The 17,401-nt window shown below is 33.1% G+C and carries 17 protein-coding genes; 1 reads left to right on the forward strand and 16 read right to left on the reverse strand.

Annotation, left to right across the window (positions count from 1 at the left end; all coding sequences use genetic code 11):
* Positions 1 to 68 precede the first annotated feature (68 nt).
* The 16 genes from E0F91_RS08475 to E0F91_RS08550 form a co-directional block, all read right to left on the reverse strand.
* Positions 69 to 1,052, reverse strand: a complete 984-nt coding sequence (locus E0F91_RS08475) for a UDP-glucuronic acid decarboxylase family protein (RefSeq protein WP_066075904.1) — start codon at positions 1,050 to 1,052, stop codon at positions 69 to 71.
* A gap of 271 nt (positions 1,053 to 1,323) precedes the next feature.
* Positions 1,324 to 2,286, reverse strand: a complete 963-nt coding sequence (locus E0F91_RS08480; RefSeq protein ID WP_132065951.1) for an NAD-dependent epimerase/dehydratase family protein — start codon at positions 2,284 to 2,286, stop codon at positions 1,324 to 1,326.
* Positions 2,287 to 2,291: 5 nt separating this feature from the next.
* Positions 2,292 to 3,038, reverse strand: coding sequence for an FkbM family methyltransferase (locus tag E0F91_RS08485; protein WP_132065953.1), 747 nt, complete (start codon positions 3,036 to 3,038; stop codon positions 2,292 to 2,294).
* A 295-nt stretch (positions 3,039 to 3,333) separates the two neighbouring features.
* Entirely contained in the window at positions 3,334 to 4,548 is a 1,215-nt protein-coding gene (locus E0F91_RS08490; protein WP_132065955.1) for a WcaI family glycosyltransferase, read from the reverse strand.
* A 9-nt stretch (positions 4,549 to 4,557) separates the two neighbouring features.
* The gene (locus E0F91_RS08495) at positions 4,558 to 5,649 is read right to left on the reverse strand and encodes a glycosyltransferase family 4 protein (protein WP_132065957.1); all 1,092 of its coding nucleotides are present in this window, start codon (positions 5,647 to 5,649) and stop codon (positions 4,558 to 4,560) included.
* Positions 5,646 to 6,854 (reverse strand): O-antigen ligase family protein, encoded by a 1,209-nt coding sequence (locus tag E0F91_RS08500; RefSeq protein WP_165930108.1) that lies wholly within the window; start codon positions 6,852 to 6,854, stop codon positions 5,646 to 5,648. The genes E0F91_RS08495 and E0F91_RS08500 overlap by 4 nt, the downstream gene beginning before the upstream one ends.
* A gap of 2 nt (positions 6,855 to 6,856) precedes the next feature.
* Positions 6,857 to 7,915: a hypothetical protein gene (locus E0F91_RS08505; RefSeq protein WP_132065961.1), complete on the reverse strand. Its 1,059-nt coding sequence runs from the start codon at positions 7,913 to 7,915 to the stop codon at positions 6,857 to 6,859.
* A gap of 248 nt (positions 7,916 to 8,163) precedes the next feature.
* The gene (locus tag E0F91_RS08510) at positions 8,164 to 8,574 is read right to left on the reverse strand and encodes a hypothetical protein (RefSeq protein WP_132065963.1); all 411 of its coding nucleotides are present in this window, start codon (positions 8,572 to 8,574) and stop codon (positions 8,164 to 8,166) included.
* A gap of 123 nt (positions 8,575 to 8,697) precedes the next feature.
* Positions 8,698 to 9,942, reverse strand: a complete 1,245-nt coding sequence (locus E0F91_RS08515; protein WP_132065965.1) for an oligosaccharide flippase family protein — start codon at positions 9,940 to 9,942, stop codon at positions 8,698 to 8,700.
* Positions 9,943 to 9,972: 30 nt separating this feature from the next.
* A complete protein-coding gene (rfbD, locus tag E0F91_RS08520) occupies positions 9,973 to 10,821 on the reverse strand; it encodes a dTDP-4-dehydrorhamnose reductase (RefSeq protein WP_341825543.1) in 849 nt (282 codons plus the stop codon).
* Positions 10,809 to 11,360, reverse strand: coding sequence for a dTDP-4-dehydrorhamnose 3,5-epimerase (gene rfbC, locus E0F91_RS08525; protein WP_132065967.1), 552 nt, complete (start codon positions 11,358 to 11,360; stop codon positions 10,809 to 10,811). Before rfbC ends, rfbD begins: the two co-directional genes overlap by 13 nt.
* 8 nt (positions 11,361 to 11,368) lie before the next feature.
* A complete protein-coding gene (rfbA, locus tag E0F91_RS08530) occupies positions 11,369 to 12,226 on the reverse strand; it encodes a glucose-1-phosphate thymidylyltransferase RfbA (RefSeq protein ID WP_132065969.1) in 858 nt (285 codons plus the stop codon).
* A 21-nt stretch (positions 12,227 to 12,247) separates the two neighbouring features.
* Entirely contained in the window at positions 12,248 to 13,240 is a 993-nt protein-coding gene (locus E0F91_RS08535) for a hypothetical protein (protein ID WP_132065971.1), read from the reverse strand.
* An 8-nt stretch (positions 13,241 to 13,248) separates the two neighbouring features.
* On the reverse strand, positions 13,249 to 14,928 hold the full coding sequence (locus E0F91_RS08540) for a DUF6909 family protein (protein ID WP_132065973.1): 1,680 nt from the start codon (positions 14,926 to 14,928) through the stop codon (positions 13,249 to 13,251).
* Positions 14,929 to 14,964: 36 nt separating this feature from the next.
* Complete coding sequence (locus E0F91_RS08545) at positions 14,965 to 16,452, reverse strand: GH3 family acyl-acid amido synthetase (RefSeq protein WP_132065975.1); 1,488 nt, start codon at positions 16,450 to 16,452, stop codon at positions 14,965 to 14,967.
* Between the two features lie 38 nt (positions 16,453 to 16,490).
* Positions 16,491 to 16,871: a peptidase gene (locus E0F91_RS08550; protein ID WP_341825544.1), complete on the reverse strand. Its 381-nt coding sequence runs from the start codon at positions 16,869 to 16,871 to the stop codon at positions 16,491 to 16,493.
* A 329-nt stretch (positions 16,872 to 17,200) separates the two neighbouring features.
* Between E0F91_RS08550 and tatA the strand changes: the two genes are divergently transcribed.
* Entirely contained in the window at positions 17,201 to 17,374 is a 174-nt protein-coding gene (gene tatA, locus E0F91_RS08555; RefSeq protein WP_132065979.1) for a twin-arginine translocase TatA/TatE family subunit, read from the forward strand.
* The last annotated feature ends 27 nt before the right edge of the window (positions 17,375 to 17,401 follow it).

Genomic DNA, 17,401 nt, shown 5'->3' on the forward strand with positions numbered 1-17,401 from the left:
GATTAAACATTGTATAATAAAACCATACATGGCCTCTAAAAAATAATTTTTGCGTCTAAATCACGGCTTTAAAAAATATATTTTGAAAAATCCTTATGTTCTTCTTTAGACAGCTCTTCTTTAGACAAGGATTTGAAATAATCGTAGGTGATTTTCATTCCTTCGGCCCTGCCTACTTTGGCTTCCCAGCCTAATAAATTTTTAGCTTTAGTAATGTCAGGCTGACGCTGTAAGGGATCGTTTATTGGTAACGGATGATAGACCACTTTTTGATTGGTTCCGGTAAGTTTGATGATTTCATCAGCAAAATCTTTGATGGTAATTTCGTCAGGGTTCCCAATATTTACTGGAAAAACATAATCTGAATGCAGTAATCTGAAAATACCTTCTACCTGATCATCGACATAACAAAAAGAGCGCGTTTGCATGCCGTCACCAAAAATCGTTAAATCTTCGCCACGAATCGCCTGACCAATGAATGCTGGAATCACACGTCCATCATTGAGTCGCATTCTTGGACCGTAGGTATTGAAAATGCGCACAATTCTGGTTTCTACTCCGTGAAAGGTATGATAGGCCATGGTGATTGATTCCTGGAAACGTTTGGCCTCATCGTATACACCTCTTGGTCCTATCGTGTTTACATTGCCATAATATTCTTCGGTTTGTGGATGGACTAACGGATCCCCATAAACTTCAGAAGTGGATGCGATAAGAATTCGGGCTTTTTTGACTCTCGCCAATCCTAATAAATTATGCGTTCCCAGAGAACCCACTTTCAAGGTTTGAATTGGAATTTTTAGATAATCTATTGGACTTGCTGGTGATGCAAAATGAAGTATGTAGTCTAAATTACCTGGAACATGGACAAACTTTGTAATATCATGGTGATAAAATTCGAAATGTTCCAATTTGAATAAATGTTCGATATTTTTTAAATCTCCTGTGATGAGATTGTCCATTCCGATAACAAAATAACCTTCCTTGATAAAACGGTCACAAAGGTGTGAGCCTAAAAATCCTGCAGCTCCGGTGATAAGTATTCTTTTCATGAAATATTTTTGTGTTCGCAATATATAAAAAATGCTCGTTTTTAAAAGCGAATTATAGAATTATATTACGTCTTCTTTTTTACTAAACTGCAATGGCGACTTAGAATCATAACCTATGGCGGTGTTAAATAAATAAGAAAAATTATTGCCGTTTTACTTCCTTATGATTTTCACAGCATTGTGTAATTTAGCTTTTAATCTGGAACGACGAAATGGCTATTAATTTCACTGCAATCTAAATTAATGAAAATCATAAAGACTGGTATCAATTTTAAAAATTATTTTTCATCCAAGAAGTAGTTATTGCCACGCTTTCCTCTAATTTATAAGGTAACTCTCCACATAGTTTTTCTAATGAGGTAGTATCATATACCATATTCGTGATTAGGTTATTTAATCTAAAAGTCGTTAATGGTGGATTTTTCCAACCTACTTTTTGAAGTGCATCGCCTATTTTGGAAGCCATCTTTAAGGGTAACATTGGTATAGTTTTTATCTGTTCTTGATTAAATTCTACAGCAATCAAGTTAGCCCATAATTTCAATTCTAAAGCTGGATAATCCGCTAAATAGTAATTTTGGTCAACCTTTTCTTTTGACGCAAACAGTATTTTTTCTATTTGAAAAGTCGTATTGTGCACAAAACCAAATGATTTTTTAGGATTATGGTTTCTGGGAATAAAAAACATTTTTTTTCGAACAGCATCAAAAAAAGTTCGGTATGGAATTTCGAAATATGGTCCCCAAATAGAAGTAGGTCGGACAATTACAAAATCATGGTTGGCTTTTTCTTTTACTATTTTTTCTCCAATCACTTTACTTTCTCCGTATAAATTAGGAGGACAAAAATCATTAAATGATTCAGGCGCATAATCTATTCTGCATACCATTCTACTAGAGGCATAAATCGTTCTTTTGATGGTTGGATATTTATTTATGAGGTCGATTATATTTTCGACACCTTCGATATTTGTGGCATATCCCGTAATAGATTGTTTTTCATCTAAATCTGTTCGTGCTGCTAAATGAATCACATAATCCGGGTTAAAGGACTCAAAACATGCTGCAAGATCTTTTTGATTTAGAATATCTCCTTTGACCCAGTTTTTTATAAATGATTTATTTCTGGGCTTTTTAATATCATAATTGATAACCTGATGATTTTTAGAGCTCAAATATTCAACAAGGTTTGAGCCTATAAAACCTGAACCTCCTGTTACTAGAATCTTAACCATAAGAATTAATCCTTTTTTGATGTTTTTTTATATAGTAAATCAACTTCAATATATTTGTTTTTATGTCCTAAATTGAAATCAAGCATTCCAGAAAGTTCAAAATGCTTACTCATGAGATGAGTATTCATTTCAGTAAATGAAGGTTGATTTGTATAAAGTTGTTCTAAATTAGCTTCAATTATAATATAATCTATGTTTTTTAATGATTCTTCAGCCCCTTTTAAGACTTCTAATTCATAACCTTGAACATCTAATTTTAACAACGTAATTTCGGCCTTTAAACTATTTGTCAATAAAAGAGAATCTAGCGTTTTTATTTCTACCTTAATCTGCGACAAGTCATTCTCTTGTTTTGGGTAGTGAATATTTTCCGAGCTGATATCTAATATAGAACTAATATGACCGTATTTGTTTTTGTTGAAATTAATCACTCCCACTTCGTTTCCTAAAGCAAGGTTATGCGTTTTGATTTTTTTATTGGAATCGAATAATTTTTCGATTTTTAAATACAAGTCTGGCAATGGTTCAAAGGCGTTTATTGCTGCATTAGGATAAAAATGGCTAGCGACTTTAGAGAATTGGCCTGAATTAGAACCAACATCAATAATATTATCTAATTGGGGCACCATTTTTTTTAAATTAGAAACAACTTCAAATGAAGCTATGGAAAAGAGTTTTCCTTTAACTAACTGTAAAGCCCATTTAGACTTTGCAACAATAAATAGCTGTTTGATCAGTGTAGAATACCTCATTGTTTTTTAATTATCTAGTGCTTGTATTAACTTAATTTTAATAGTGCAAGATAAAATAAAACCTAAAACAATATCCTGTTTAACACTACTATTTTACTTCTATTGTTTAATTAAAGATGCCTACTGATTATGAGGTTTTACTACTATAAATATGGTACATTTTATCACGAAATGAAAGCTAAATTGATGCATTTAGGGTTCCATTTACGAGCTTTAGAAAATGGATTCTATGATAAAAAGACAGGAGAACAGCTGGAAGTTGACGGTATATTCTTTAAAATAAATAAGATCTAAATCAATAAAATTGTTTGCTTTTCTTTATCAAATCTTGCTCGAATTGTGGCAATACACTTTCGAGAGCAAAATTTTCTACCACGTATTGTCTTGCTCTTAAGCCCATTGATTTTGCTATTTCGGGATTTTCTTTTAATTGGAGCAATACCTGTTTTACTGTTTCAATACTGTTTTCATGGAAATAACCCCCCCCTTGAGAATGCTCAAAATTGTTCTTTATTTCAGAATCTTCGTGGCCAGTAACTATGGAAGGCTTTGCGCTTGCCATCATTCCTAAAATTTTTGAAGGCATTACTAGATCTTTGAACTCTGGTTTTTGAAACAATACATGAACATCTGCTTGACACAACAAATCATTTAACTGATTATAAGGGACTGGCGGACAATAGGTAAAATTCCCTAGGCTTTGCAACTGCTGCACAATTTCCTCTCGTTTTGCGCCTTCACCAACCAAATAAAAATGGAATTCAGGATGCATCTGCATTGCTGTTACAAACGCCATGTAGAAATCCCAATCTTGCTTTTCACCAATGTTACCCGAGTAAAGAATGTTGAACGTAGTACTACTAAATGCTTTATGCTCTTGGACATTTTCAGGATTTATGATGGAATAATCAATCCAATTAGGAAAGTAGATTGAATCAACGCTAGATTTGTGCGCTAATTTGATCATCATGCCTTTACTAATAGTACTATTAAAGTCCGCTCTGTTTAATGTCCATTTTTCAATTTGAAATAAAATCTTAGAGGTGATCTGATGCTTAGACGGTACCTTAGTTTTCAAGGCGGCATCAAATTCAAAATCCTGTATGTGAATCCAAAACATTCCTCCTTTGCATATTTTTAAAAACCAACCTAAAATAATGGAAACTGTGAAAGGCATAACGACAATAATCACATCCGATTTTTTGATTTTTAAAACATTAACAACAGAACCCATAAGGAAATGAACCATTTGAAGGACTCTTTTGAAAAAAGTTGGTTTTGCGGGTGTGTATTGCTTGAATCTATATACTGTGACGTGGTTTATCGTTTCTTTCGAAAAAAGGGGGCTATTAGCATATTCAGCATGAACCTTCCATTGCGGATAGTAAGGAACCCCAGTTATAATGGTAACCTCATGTTTGAGCGCCAGAAATTCTGCCATACCAGTTGTGTATAAACCAATCCCGCTGTCCTCTGGGAAATAATTATGGCCAATTATAGTAATTTTCATAGTTGCCGTTTATTTCCTAATTGTTTCTAAAATTGTACTTTCTAGAGTAGTAATAAATTTGGTTTCAGTAAACCTCTGCCTAGCATAGACTCCGTTTGCTATTGCTTTTTTTTGTAATTCCGCCCAATTTGAAATTATGAATTTCAATTTTAAATACAAATCTTCTTCACTTTTTTCGATACAAAATACTGCGTTTTCCTCTGAACAAATATCGGGAATTCCGGCATGTTTTGTAGTTAGTATTAACGCATTAAAAGCCATTGCCTCTAAAATACTAATGGGTTGTCCTTCCATACTGAAAAAAGTAGGTAGACAAAAAACATTTCCCCAAATCAACAAGTCTTGCTTGGCGGTTCCAGAGACAATTCCTAGATAGGATACATTACTCAATTCTGCCACTAACCCATCTACATTGTTGTCTTTTATCTTGTTTCCTGCAATTTTAACTTCTATAAATAGACCTTCTTCATTCAATCTTTTAATCACTTTAAGCAATAGGTTTATCCCTTTTTCTTCTAATAAATTACTTAAGAAGAAAAGTCGTATTGCGGAAAAATCTTTTTGCTGCAACACTATTTCCTCAGAAAGCAATAATTTATCTTCTACAAAATTATACAATTCATAAACAGCATCTTCCGCAATAAATGGAGTCAAGTTGTCTCTTAATGAATTAGAAAGGACGATTCCTGTATCGAATGAAGCAATGAGTTTAAAAAAAAGAGTCTTTTTTATTCCATGTAACGAATGATATTCTTTTTTTAGATGGTTGCTGTGCAAATGAAGGAGTGTCTTCTTGTTTAAAATTTTCGCCAAAATTATGAAAGGGGCATATTTTAGGACGCCAAAAAAGGTAATACCAATAGTGATATAAACGGCATCGGCTGCGAAAATTTTGTAGCTCTGAAAATAAGTCTTTAGAAAGTTCAACTTCTCAAATGAGAAAGTACCAATGGCACTATTGACGGCGTCTGAAAGTTCGGTATTTATTTTTTTTACATTCCAACCCCTATTGGCTAAGCCATTTGTAACAACTTGGTTGGACAAACTAATTCCTTTTGGTGGACCTGGAAAAGGGCCAATGATAAGCAAGTTATGTCTCATTTTGAAATGTTTTTATCAAACTCCGAAGTGTAAATAAACATACTGGTAATAAAGGAGTAAATGATTATTCCGTTTTGCCGTTCCAGAACACTTTCGAAAAGAAAGACAAAAATAAAAAATAATAAAAAGACGATTGCTTCCGCATTTTTTCGCTTCATAAAATTTCGAAATAAGTAAGCTACTGAAAATAAATACAAAAGAATACCAATAACACCAGTAGCTAATCCTATTTGAAGATATTGATTGTGTGCATTATAATTTTCTTTGGATAAAACTGCATAACCATCCAAAGCCAATTGTTTGCTTAAAACTTCTTGGGCATCTCCTACACCATATCCTAAATAATTTGAATTTTTAATTACTTTTTCACTTGTATTCCATAAAATATACCTAATTCCAGAGGAGGTTTCCTTGTTATTTACCACTTTACTAGTGTCGAATAGTTCTAAAAAACGGCTTCTGATTTCGGTGACACAAAGCGATACTAAAAATAGTCCAATAAAAACAAAGACCAATTTAGCGGTCTGTTTTTTGTCGTTTTTGAGGAATAATAAGATACCGGATAGAATAAAAAAGGAAGCGATTACACCTTTTCTAGCTAGTATTAAAAGTCCAAAAATTAAAATTAGAAACAGAATAAAGTTTAATATTTTGTTTTTAAAACCTTCGATCAAAATAAAAAACAAGGCAATTGAAAAAAAGATGGAGCTATAAATAGGATGTTCATTCAAACCCCAAAATTCATAAGTTATATAGGAATAGCAAGTATACAGATCCAGTTTTTGGCTAAAATAACCTAATTGAAATAGGTAAATAAATAGCAGACTTGAGTAGATACTAGCCGCAACAATAACCGTTTTACGGAATAGTTTATTAAAAATAATTTTTGTTTCTAAGGTCAAAAAAGAATATCCAAGCGGAATCAGGACAATGGGAATACAACGAAGTAAAATTGTAAAACCTCTTTGAATATTTTCCGAAAACAGTAGGCTGATTGCATAACAAATGAAAAAAATACTGCTTATAATTAGCGTTTTTATTTCAATTTTAATGGTTTTTCTGTTTTTAAAAAGTGAAAAAAGACTCCAGACAAAAAAAACAAATACCGTCAAAGGCTTTAGCTTAAAAGGCAATAACACGAATAAACCACAAAAAAAAGCAACATAAGGACCTACTTTTTCAAGTGTAAAATCTTTTATTTTCATGCTCATTGTTTCTGAAAATTACTAGAATTTGTTTTAAGAGGCATTTTAATTTTAACTCTTTTTAAAATAAAATAAAGCATATAAAGTGCCATCGAATAGTATATAAAACGATGGGAAGATCTAAGGTTGTACTCAAAACTATGAACTACATATAAAGCTAATACTAAAAATTGGAGTACTGCCCAAAAATATTTTTTATGAAGGACTTGACTTTTGATAAAAAAATCTATCGCCGCAAAATAATAACCCAATAGCGAATAATAAAAGATACTAAAAAGTGGATATTTAGCCAGTTCCCCTATGGCTGTATAGGGAGCAATTTCATTTATCCTGAGTTTTGAGGCAATTGCATACCAGTTTGTCAGCCTTCCAGGTAATGGGTTTAATGTGGTGACTAAATTACTTATAGAAGCATTTTTATAAACGTGAATGGTCTCCGAAGTTGCATAAAATCCAAAAATAAACGTATAATAAATATTCATGATTGTATACTTGAACAGAATCTCCGGTTTAGAAACCGTTGCCTTCAAATAGGGAATAAGCCCATGCGTGTTGGACTCCAATCGCAGCGAAATATTATACCCAAAAAAAACAATAACAAAAGGAATAAAGAAAACAAAAAATCTTTTGGCACGCTCATGATTCAAAAACACGGAATAACTCAACCCAAATGCTACTAAATAAATTGTTGCTGACCTACTCCCCACTCCTATCCCAACGGTCATTGCAATAAGAAATGCCGCTACCGCAAGAGATCTATTTTGCCTGTAAAGCGTACCTGACAATAAGCAAAGAACAATAAATAAATTTTGATAAATAATTTTAAAAATTGAATTGTCCTTAGGGATATATTCGACTCGATAAAACAACATTGAACCATAATCAATATAAACCAAAACGATACAAACAATAGCTATCGCAAATATTACGATGGAAATTTGATTGGTATTGAGCTTTATATTTTGAACGTTTATGATTTTGATCCGCTGCTTCGCTAAAGTAAAATACGACTTATTCAAAAAGGAATATATAAAAACGCCTATTAAAAAAAGTAAAAGCATTTTTATGTAAACTAAAAAGGTTCGGTTAAACTTATTTTTTCCAATAAAATCAAATTGAAAAAAATTAAATTTCTCATACCTAGGATAGAAATTATGATATAGAACCGTTGAAACTAAAACCCCAATAAAGAATAACACAAAAACATCAACAGGAGACAGCAAAAATATTTTTCGCTTCCAATAGAGCATCCCTACCAGCAAGAACAAAAAAAATAAAATTACGATCATCATTCTATGTTTTGGAAATACTAGCTTCTTTCAAGCGCTTTAATTGCAGCGTTTGTATTGTAAAAATTGGCTGTATGTCCTACAATATACATATAGAGCTCGCCCTCTTTCTCGTCCATTAAGGAAATTTGAGGACTCGATTCTGGTCCTTTGAATACTTTAATAGAATACGTTGGTGTTTTGTAAACTGGAATACTATCCGCATTTGTAGCTTCATACCATCCAGAAGCATTCTTTCCTACAAATACCTTTCCTGTTAACCGGTTTAAAACGACTAAGGTATACTCATTAGCCTCTACTTGATAGAGTTCCATTTGATATTTTTGTTTGTTTACAATTTCTTTTAGACTGAAAGAATCCGCTTTCTTTTCCTCCTCTTTACAGGATACTGCCAATACTAAAACAAATATCAAATAAATATACTTTTTCATTTTTTAGTTTTTTTTAATTCAGATTTTGTACAAATATAGTAGCTATTTTTAATTTTCATTATTAAAACACATTATAATCATCACCTTTTAAAATCGTTTCCTGTATCTTATTTTAGGTTCTAATTACAATAACGTTTTCTTTTTAATAGCAAAATAAAAAATAAGTAAAACCATAATTATATCAACACTAATACGAAGAATGACTAAATTTTTAAAACTCATTTGTCCCATAAAGTACAGCAACAATACTACAAAAATATAAATCAAACAAGAAAAAACAAGCGCGTAATTATATTGTTTTAATGCCCCAAAAGCTACTAATGAACAACTTCCTATGATGATGGAACTACTGATTACTGGTATCAATACTACCAATGATTTTAGTAAATAGGCATATTTCCCCATAGGAATCCCGCCAAAAAAGATCATTAATTCTTCGGAAAAATAATAAATACTTCCTGCAAAGAACAAAGCACTGCAGATTGTAAAAAGAACTAGTTTTTGTAAAAATAGTTTATTCCTTGTACGCACAATAGATGGAAAAACAGCTTGTTGAATGACTTCAAAAGGAAAAATAAAAGCGAAAATTATTTTAGAAGCTATGTCAAAACCGGAGACTAAATTTTTAGAACAGAAATAACCAATTAAAAAGATGGTGCCAAAATTTAAAAAAAGTGTTGAAAATCGTCCTAAAAAAAATAAGTAGCCTTCTTTTAGGTAAAATTTCAAAGTCGTTAGGGGAACGATTATGAATTTAAAGTTGGATACTTTTTTCAAGAAATAAAATCCCAACCCTCCCCAAACTAAGTTCGAAACTACCAAAATAAATATATAGACTAAGATATGATTTGCATTTTTCACAAACAGTATCGTAAGAATAACCAATAAAGATCTGGAAATAACACTTACGATGGCAATGGGTTTCATTTTTTCGATTCCTTGAAAATACCAAATTGGAAATAAAATTTCTCCAATTCCCATCAGTAACATAAAAAATAGCAGATGGATAACTTTTGCTATTTCATCATTAAAAGAAAATAACCCCAGCAGTAAAAAACCAAAGACAAATAATCCTGTTTTTATGGTTAAAATGGCAGAAATAATTTCGTCTATCTTAGCCTTATTTTGTTTGTTTTCAACAATATATTTTGCCACATACATGTCAAACCCAAAATTAACTAGTATTAAAAAGTATTGCGTAAATGAATCAACCCAAGTAAGAATGCCATAGCCTTGTTCTCCTAAAGTCCTTATTAAATAACCCAACAAGATATACTTTGAAAGTATATTGGTAAACTTAATAACACTAAAATAAAAAAAGTTATGTGCAACTTCATTACTTAATGATAGGTATATTTTTCTCCACATTTACTTTCAAATTAGTTGTGTTTCCTTAGACTAAATTGTTTCTTCCCATGTTTTAATTTCAATATCAAATGTCTTTTTGATCTTGCTTTTATCTAAAACACTGTAGCGAGGTCTGTACGCAGGGGTTGGATACTTAGAACTTGGTATTGGTTTTAAATCAATTTTGATGTTGTTGACTTCAAATATTTTTTGGGCAAAATCAAACCAGCTGCAGGCTCCTTCATTACTGAAATTGTAAATGCCATAGGTGTTAATTTCTGGGTTTTTATTAGTAAACAAAATAATCTGTACCAATACATTCGCTAATTCCACCGCATGTGTAGGTGTTCCTATTTGATCATCAACTACCGCTAATTCGTTTCTTTCTGTGGCTAATCGCAACATGGTTTTCATAAAATTATTCCCAAATTGCGAATATACCCAAGATGTTCTTACGATAAAATAGTCTTGTAAAATGCTTTGAATAGCTTTTTCTCCGTCTAATTTAGTTTGTCCATAAACGCTTTTTGGATTGGGAATTGCGTCTTCGGTGTAAGGTGTTGTTGCATTTCCATCAAAGATAAAATCCGTAGAGACATGAATTAATTTGGTTTTGAACTCTTTACAGGCTTCTGCTAAATTTTTAGCACCGGTCAAATTGATTGCAATCGCTTTATCAGGTTCACTTTCGGCCTTATCAACGGCGGTGTATGCAGCTGTGTTAATACAAAAATCAGGTTTAATTGTGTTGAAAACGGACGCTATTGCTACTTTTACAGTAATATCGAGTGCTTTAGAATCACAAAAAACAAAATCAATTTGAGGGTATTTATCGGCAACAAATTGAAGGGACTGCCCTAATTGTCCATTCGCACCTGTTACAAGCACTACCAAGCGCATTTCGCATTCTCTAAGGTTGGTAACAAGTGGTCCTTTTCAGAAATAACTAATTCCGATACCGGAAATTGCCAATCTATATTAAGTTGAGTATCGTTATAGCTAATTCCTCCTTCTGAATCCTTGTTGTAAAAATTATCACATTTATAAAAGAACGTGGCGGTTTCACTTAGTACTAAAAATCCATGCGCAAAACCCCTTGGCACAAAAAACTGCTTTTGATTTTCGCCAGAAAGTACCACTGAAATGTGCTGTCCAAAAGTCAAAGAATCCGGTCTAATATCGACCGCAACATCTAAAACTTCGCCTTGTAAAACGCGTACTAATTTAGCTTGTGCATGAATTCCAGTTTGATAATGCAATCCTCTAAGCACACCTTTAGTTGAAAAGGACTGGTTGTCTTGGACAAAATGAACTTCTTGATGGACTCCTTCTTGAAAGGTATTCTCGTTGAAACTTTCCATAAAATAGCCCCTTTCATCTTTTATGATTTTAGGTTCTATAATATAACATCCTTCGAGTGTAGTAGGTATAAATTTCATAAATTATTTTAAATAATATCTAACAAATGCGTGCCATAGCCACTTTTTAGTAACGGTTGTGCTATTGCTTTTAACTGTTCGGCATTGATATACCCCATGGTATAAGCAGCCTCTTCAATAGAGCCTATCTTGAGTCCTTGGCGCTCTTCAATAACCTGTACAAACTGGGATGCCTGCATCAAAGAATTAAATGTTCCCGTATCAAACCAAGCTGTTCCTCGGTCCAGAATGCTGACTTTTAGTTTTCCTCTCCTAAGATATTCCTTATTCACATCTGTAATTTCAATTTCTCCGCGTTGACTCGGTTTAATATTGGCTGCAATTTCAACAACGTCATTGTCATAAAAATAAATACCTGGTACTGCATAATTGGATTTAGGCACCAACGGTTTTTCTTCAATAGAAAGCACTTTACCATTAGTATCAAAATCAACTACGCCATAACGCTCTGGGTCATTGACATGATAGGCATAAATAATCCCACCTTCTGGATCATTATTAGCTTGCAGTAAATCAGACAAACCCGTTCCGTAAAAAATATTGTCTCCTAGAACCAGGGCTACTTTATCTTTGCCAATAAAATCCTTGCCTATGATAAAGGCTTCTGCTAAACCGTTTGGGTGTTCCTGAACAGCGTATTCAAAACGACAGCCCAACTTAGATCCATCACCAAGCAATTGTCTAAATAGTGGTAAATCATGCGGTGTAGAAATAATAAGTATTTCTCTAATTCCTGCCCACATCAAGGATGATAGTGGATAGTAAATCATGGGTTTGTCATAAATAGGCATCAATTGTTTGCTTACGGCTAACGTGAGTGGATGCAAACGGGTTCCTGATCCTCCTGCTAATATTATTCCTTTCATAGATTGCAACTTTAGTTTAAATTAATTTGCTTTTTGTTGTGCCTTTAACACTTGCTTTTTATAAAAAGCGATAAAAAATGAAGTAGAAATGAAAATAAAAATAAATAAAAACGGCAGTATTAATTTCATTTTGCCATTAATAGAGGCTGTATTTTCAATATTTATGGCGGTGCTATTCTCTTTTATGATTTTATCCGAAGTTAACAACGCAATTTTTAAGTTTCCAATTTCTGTAAGCAATGATTCTTTCGTTTTAATGACATCATTCAGTTGCGTATTTTCATTGTAGTACACTAATTTATCACTTTTTTGATTGTTTCCAGCTGTAGCATTCGAAAACTCGTTTAATATTCCGTCTATTTGAGAAACAATTCCCTGGTTGGTCTTTATCCTTTCTTGAATATTAATCACGGACGCTTTCTGAATTTTAGTATAGTAATCGCTCGTGTTCAAATAGTTTAAAATCGGTTGTATCCCCTTTTCATTATTAGTTATTCCCTTTGTTAAAAAAGTAATGGTATGAAAAGTATAATTCTTACTGGTGGTCGTTTCCTTCACAATGGATTTTAAATCTCCATCTTCTGCCATTAACTTTAGCAGTGCAAAATTTTGATCGCTGTTATTGATAAAACTATAAACGTCGACAATGGGTTCAATAGAAATTTTTGTTATTTTAGTTGGCTTTAGAATACCGATTGCTTTTAAAAAAACCGTATCTCTTTCTTTTACTTTAGCTGCTAATAAATCAATTTTTGCATATAAATAATCCGTACTGCCAAAATTAGGAGCTACAATAACCTCACTTTTATAACTCTTATTTCTTTGGTCTATAAAAAGTCCTAGGGCAAGACCAACTACAAACAAAATCAAAATTACTCGTACATTCTTTACAAAAAACCCAATACATCTGAATAAGAAAGTATTAAAATCTTGTAGCAAATTGCCAATTTTTTTTGAAATTTGAGTTAAATCTATTTCTTGTTCTTCTGAATTATTGGGCACGTTTGTACTCATTTATAGTATTATTTTGCGTTGAAAATTTGTTCCAATATTTTAATGGTAATCAAATAAGTTGGCTTTACACCCGTAGTTCCTAGTCCTCCTGAAGCTAATGTACTTCCGGTTTCCAAAGGATTATCAGAGGCATAATACGCATATCTTACCTTAACATCATGAGGAACACTCTTTCTGATTTTTGAAGCAGATTGAATTGCTTTTTGATAATAAGAACCTTCCATTTCCAATCCAATAATTCCCCAAGTCGATTCATGGAAAAACTTCAATAAATCTCTATTTTGCAATGAAGTTCCCAAAACGGTAACCATTGGTCCAGCAAAAACAGCAATGTCGTTTCCTTCAAACATTGCAGCAGTCAATTCATTTTCGAAAAAATAATTATCCGCCGTTCCTTCATTGATGTGTGCATTCGGAATCATAATGTCTCCTTTTCCACCTTCCAGAATTCCTGCTTTCCCCATGATAGAAACCGATTCCACATTCAATAAAGTGTCTTTTTTAAACGGTTTCAACAGCTCGTCAATGGTTTCATACGCTTGTTCTCCAAATGCGTAATCCATAACGATAAGCACTGGTTTTTTATCTCCTGTATTTGCCGTAGGAAATGACGTTTTTGCCCAATCCATTTTGGCAGTATCAAAAATTTGCACATCAATATTGGTTCCTGACGTATCCGGCAACGAAATCATTCCGCATTTCAACGCCACTTCTTCCACTTGGTTTCGAACCGCATTAGCGCCGGACTTACTCAATTCCTCATAAATAAAGAAATCCGATTTGTCTTTGAACTTGGTTTTCAACACTTCCGTTGCAAAAATAGAGTTCATCACACTGTGCATGTTCGCACTGATTACGTGAATTGGACGGTCTAAAAGTTGGTTTTCTTTCAAAACTTCCTTGATGTTAGTGGCCCAAATTTCCCCGTGAATGTGGTGTCCCAAACGCTCTCTTAAAATAGGACTAAATGTGATGGTTCTCTTATTATCGTCTACAATTTCTTCGATGGCTAGTTTTCCCAACCAAAAGATGACATGCAAGAAACGATCTGGCGCAGCAGCTGAACCAAAAGCATCATAGATATCCAATACTTCCTCAAACGTTCTTCCCAGAATATTAGCAGCATGGGAAATCGCTTTCTCTTTTTCTACCAAAGTCAGTTTCTTCTTTTGAGAAACTGCTTGTTCCAGTTTGAACCAGTCGCGGGAAACTTCACCGGCATCATCTAGTAAAACTCGGTTTCTAATTTTGTGTGATTCGATGAAAATAAACGTCAAATGCGTCAGAATATCATAAATATCCGAGCGTCCTCTTGTAATCTCCACATTCATTTGTTCCTCATCGATACGGTAACAATTACGACGTCTTTTTGGCGGTACAATCGCCTGAAAATGCGATTTAGAATAGCCTTCATCCGATGTTAAATTGATAAATCTACATTCTTCAATTCCAACTGGAAGACGTTCTATAACATATAAAAGTCCGTTCAATTCTACCTTTTCTTCGGCAATATTTCCATAAATTTCTGGTCGCAATGCTAATAATGCTTCTCGCAACGTATCCCCTGAAATTCCCATAGGTTTGTAAAATCCCCTATTGAAAAGGTGGCGCATTGTAATGTACATTTTTTCAATTGCTGCCGATGATTCTTGCGCTCTGGAACGTGATATATTTTTTGTTTCTTTCATTTTCTACTTATTTTCTAACCTGCAAAGGTAAGACATTTATTCTCTTTTTAACAAATCCACAATGTTTCTATCATTAGAAAGCCGCGGAATTTTATTTTGTCCGCCCAGTTTACCAATCGATTTCATATAGTCTTGAAAACCGTTTTTAACCACTTTGGTAACCACCACTTTTCGCAACACTTTGCCCACAATCAAATCATCATAATACATATTCTGTTTTCGCATAGCATTGTCTAGTGCTTCCGCAAAAGATACGCTGTCTTCCGGTTCGTTCTCAAATTCAATAAACCATTCATGATACGGCAATCCTTCTGCGGGAGTGATTTGTGGCGACACGGTAAATTCATTGATGCGAATATCTGTACCAAGAATTGCTTCCTGCAACGCACTTTCCACTTCTTTACCAATGACATGCTCTCCAAAAGCCGAAATATAATGCTTGATTCTTCCCGAAACAATGATTCGGTACGGTTTTAAACTGGTAAATTGAACCGTATCGCCAATATTATAACCCCAAAGTCCCGCATTGGTTGAAATGATCAAAACATAATTCACTCCCAATTCTACTTCGCCAATCGTATAACGTTTTGGCTTTTCATTAGAGAATTCATCCGATTTTATAAATTCATAAAAAATTCCGGAGTTTAAAAGCAGTAACATGCCGCGTTCCTTTTGCGAATCTTGGTACGCAAAAAACCCTTCCGAAGCCGGAAATAACTCAATACTGTCTACTTTTCGTCCAATAAGATTTTCAAATTTGGCGCGATACGGTTCATAATTCACGCCGCCGTAAATAAACAAATTGAAATTTTTGAAGATTTCACCCACTGGCTTCCCTCCTTTTTGATGCAATTTTTCAAAATACATTTGCACCCAAGAAGGGATTCCTGAAATGACCGTCATGTTTTTATCATAGGTTTCCTCCACAATTGCATTTACTTTGGTTTCCCAATCCTCAATACAATTCGTTTCCCATGAAGGCATTCGGTTTTTTTGAAGGTATTTCGGAACAAAATTGGCTACAATTCCAGACAAGCGACCTAATTTAACGCCGTTTTTTTCTTCTAATAATGGACTTCCTTGTAAAAAAATCATTTTTCCATCCACAAAATCAGCTTTTCCAGTTTCGTGAATATAATGCAGAATTGCATTTCGAGCCGCTTCAATATGATACGGCATGGATTCTTTTGTCAGTGGAATGTATTTGGCCCCAGAAGTCGTTCCAGAAGTTTTAGCAAAATAAAGGGGCTTGCCTTTCCAAAGAATATTTTCGGCACCTTTTACCACCTTATCTACATACGATTTTAACGCTTCATAATCGCGTACTGGAACTTGTTTGGCAAAATCCTTCTCGTTTTTTATTTGGTCAAAATGATGGTCAATACCAAATTGAGTGTTCTTCGCATCTTTGATTAATTCTTGTAAAACCTTCTTTTGAGTTTCAATAGGATTAGTAGCCCAAAGTTGTGTTTTCTTGTATATTTTTTGTGCAAATATTTTTGCTGCAATTGATTTTATTGACATTTTTATTTTTGTTCTTTAAAAGATAAAAAATTGTTTTTTTATTCTTTTTTTGATTTTTTAGAAAGCGAATTTTTTTCTTCTTTTGCTACTTGCTCCCTCAATTCTAGTTCTTGTTTGGATGGCGATAAATTAACTTGAGAAGAAACTTCATCTGCAGCTGAAAGTATTGAATCTTTACTGAATTTTGCATATTCTAATTCACCGGTTAATACTTTCTGAATGGATTGAATGTACGCTTCATTTCTTTTCAAGACTTTTGACAAAGAATCTGATTTTAAAGCCAGTTCCATAGCGTCTTTCTTTAATTTTGACGAAGAATAACCAGGTATAAATTCTCGTAAAGGAGTAAAAGCAATGATAAAAGTGGTAACAAATGTAATAATTATGGCTCCTAAAGTAGCTACTACAAAAACGTTCATTAGAGTCAGTTTTAATGAAAAAGTTTCTTCAAATGTATCTTCGTTTAGTATAATTAAACGTCGTTTATTGAATAAATTTTCCTTGATTTTTTTTCGTTTTTGTCTTTTCTTGGACATCTAAATTGATTATTGAACAAATATAACAATTATTGTCGTTGCTTGTGTTTACTTGTTTTTCTTGATTATTGCAAACCTACATTTATTTTTAATAAATTTTTAACGCAGTTGGAACCAAATAAATGCATCAAAATGAATTTCCGTAAACTAATTCTATATACCTTTGCTCTTTGGTTTATTACAAATTTGCTTCGGCAATAAATTATTCTATCATGGGAAGATTTGGAGTTACAGAAATCCTTATTATATTGGCGGTTGTTTTATTACTTTTTGGAGGTAAAAAAATTCCCGAACTGATGAAAGGTTTAGGAAGCGGAATCAAAGAATTCAAAAACGCTGCCAAAGAAGATCAGCCAGCTGATAAAAAAGAAGAAGAAACAAAATAAAAAAAAAGGCTTTTCATAATTTGAAAA

Source organism: Flavobacterium sandaracinum (assembly GCF_004349135.1).
Classification (GTDB): domain Bacteria; phylum Bacteroidota; class Bacteroidia; order Flavobacteriales; family Flavobacteriaceae; genus Flavobacterium; species Flavobacterium sandaracinum.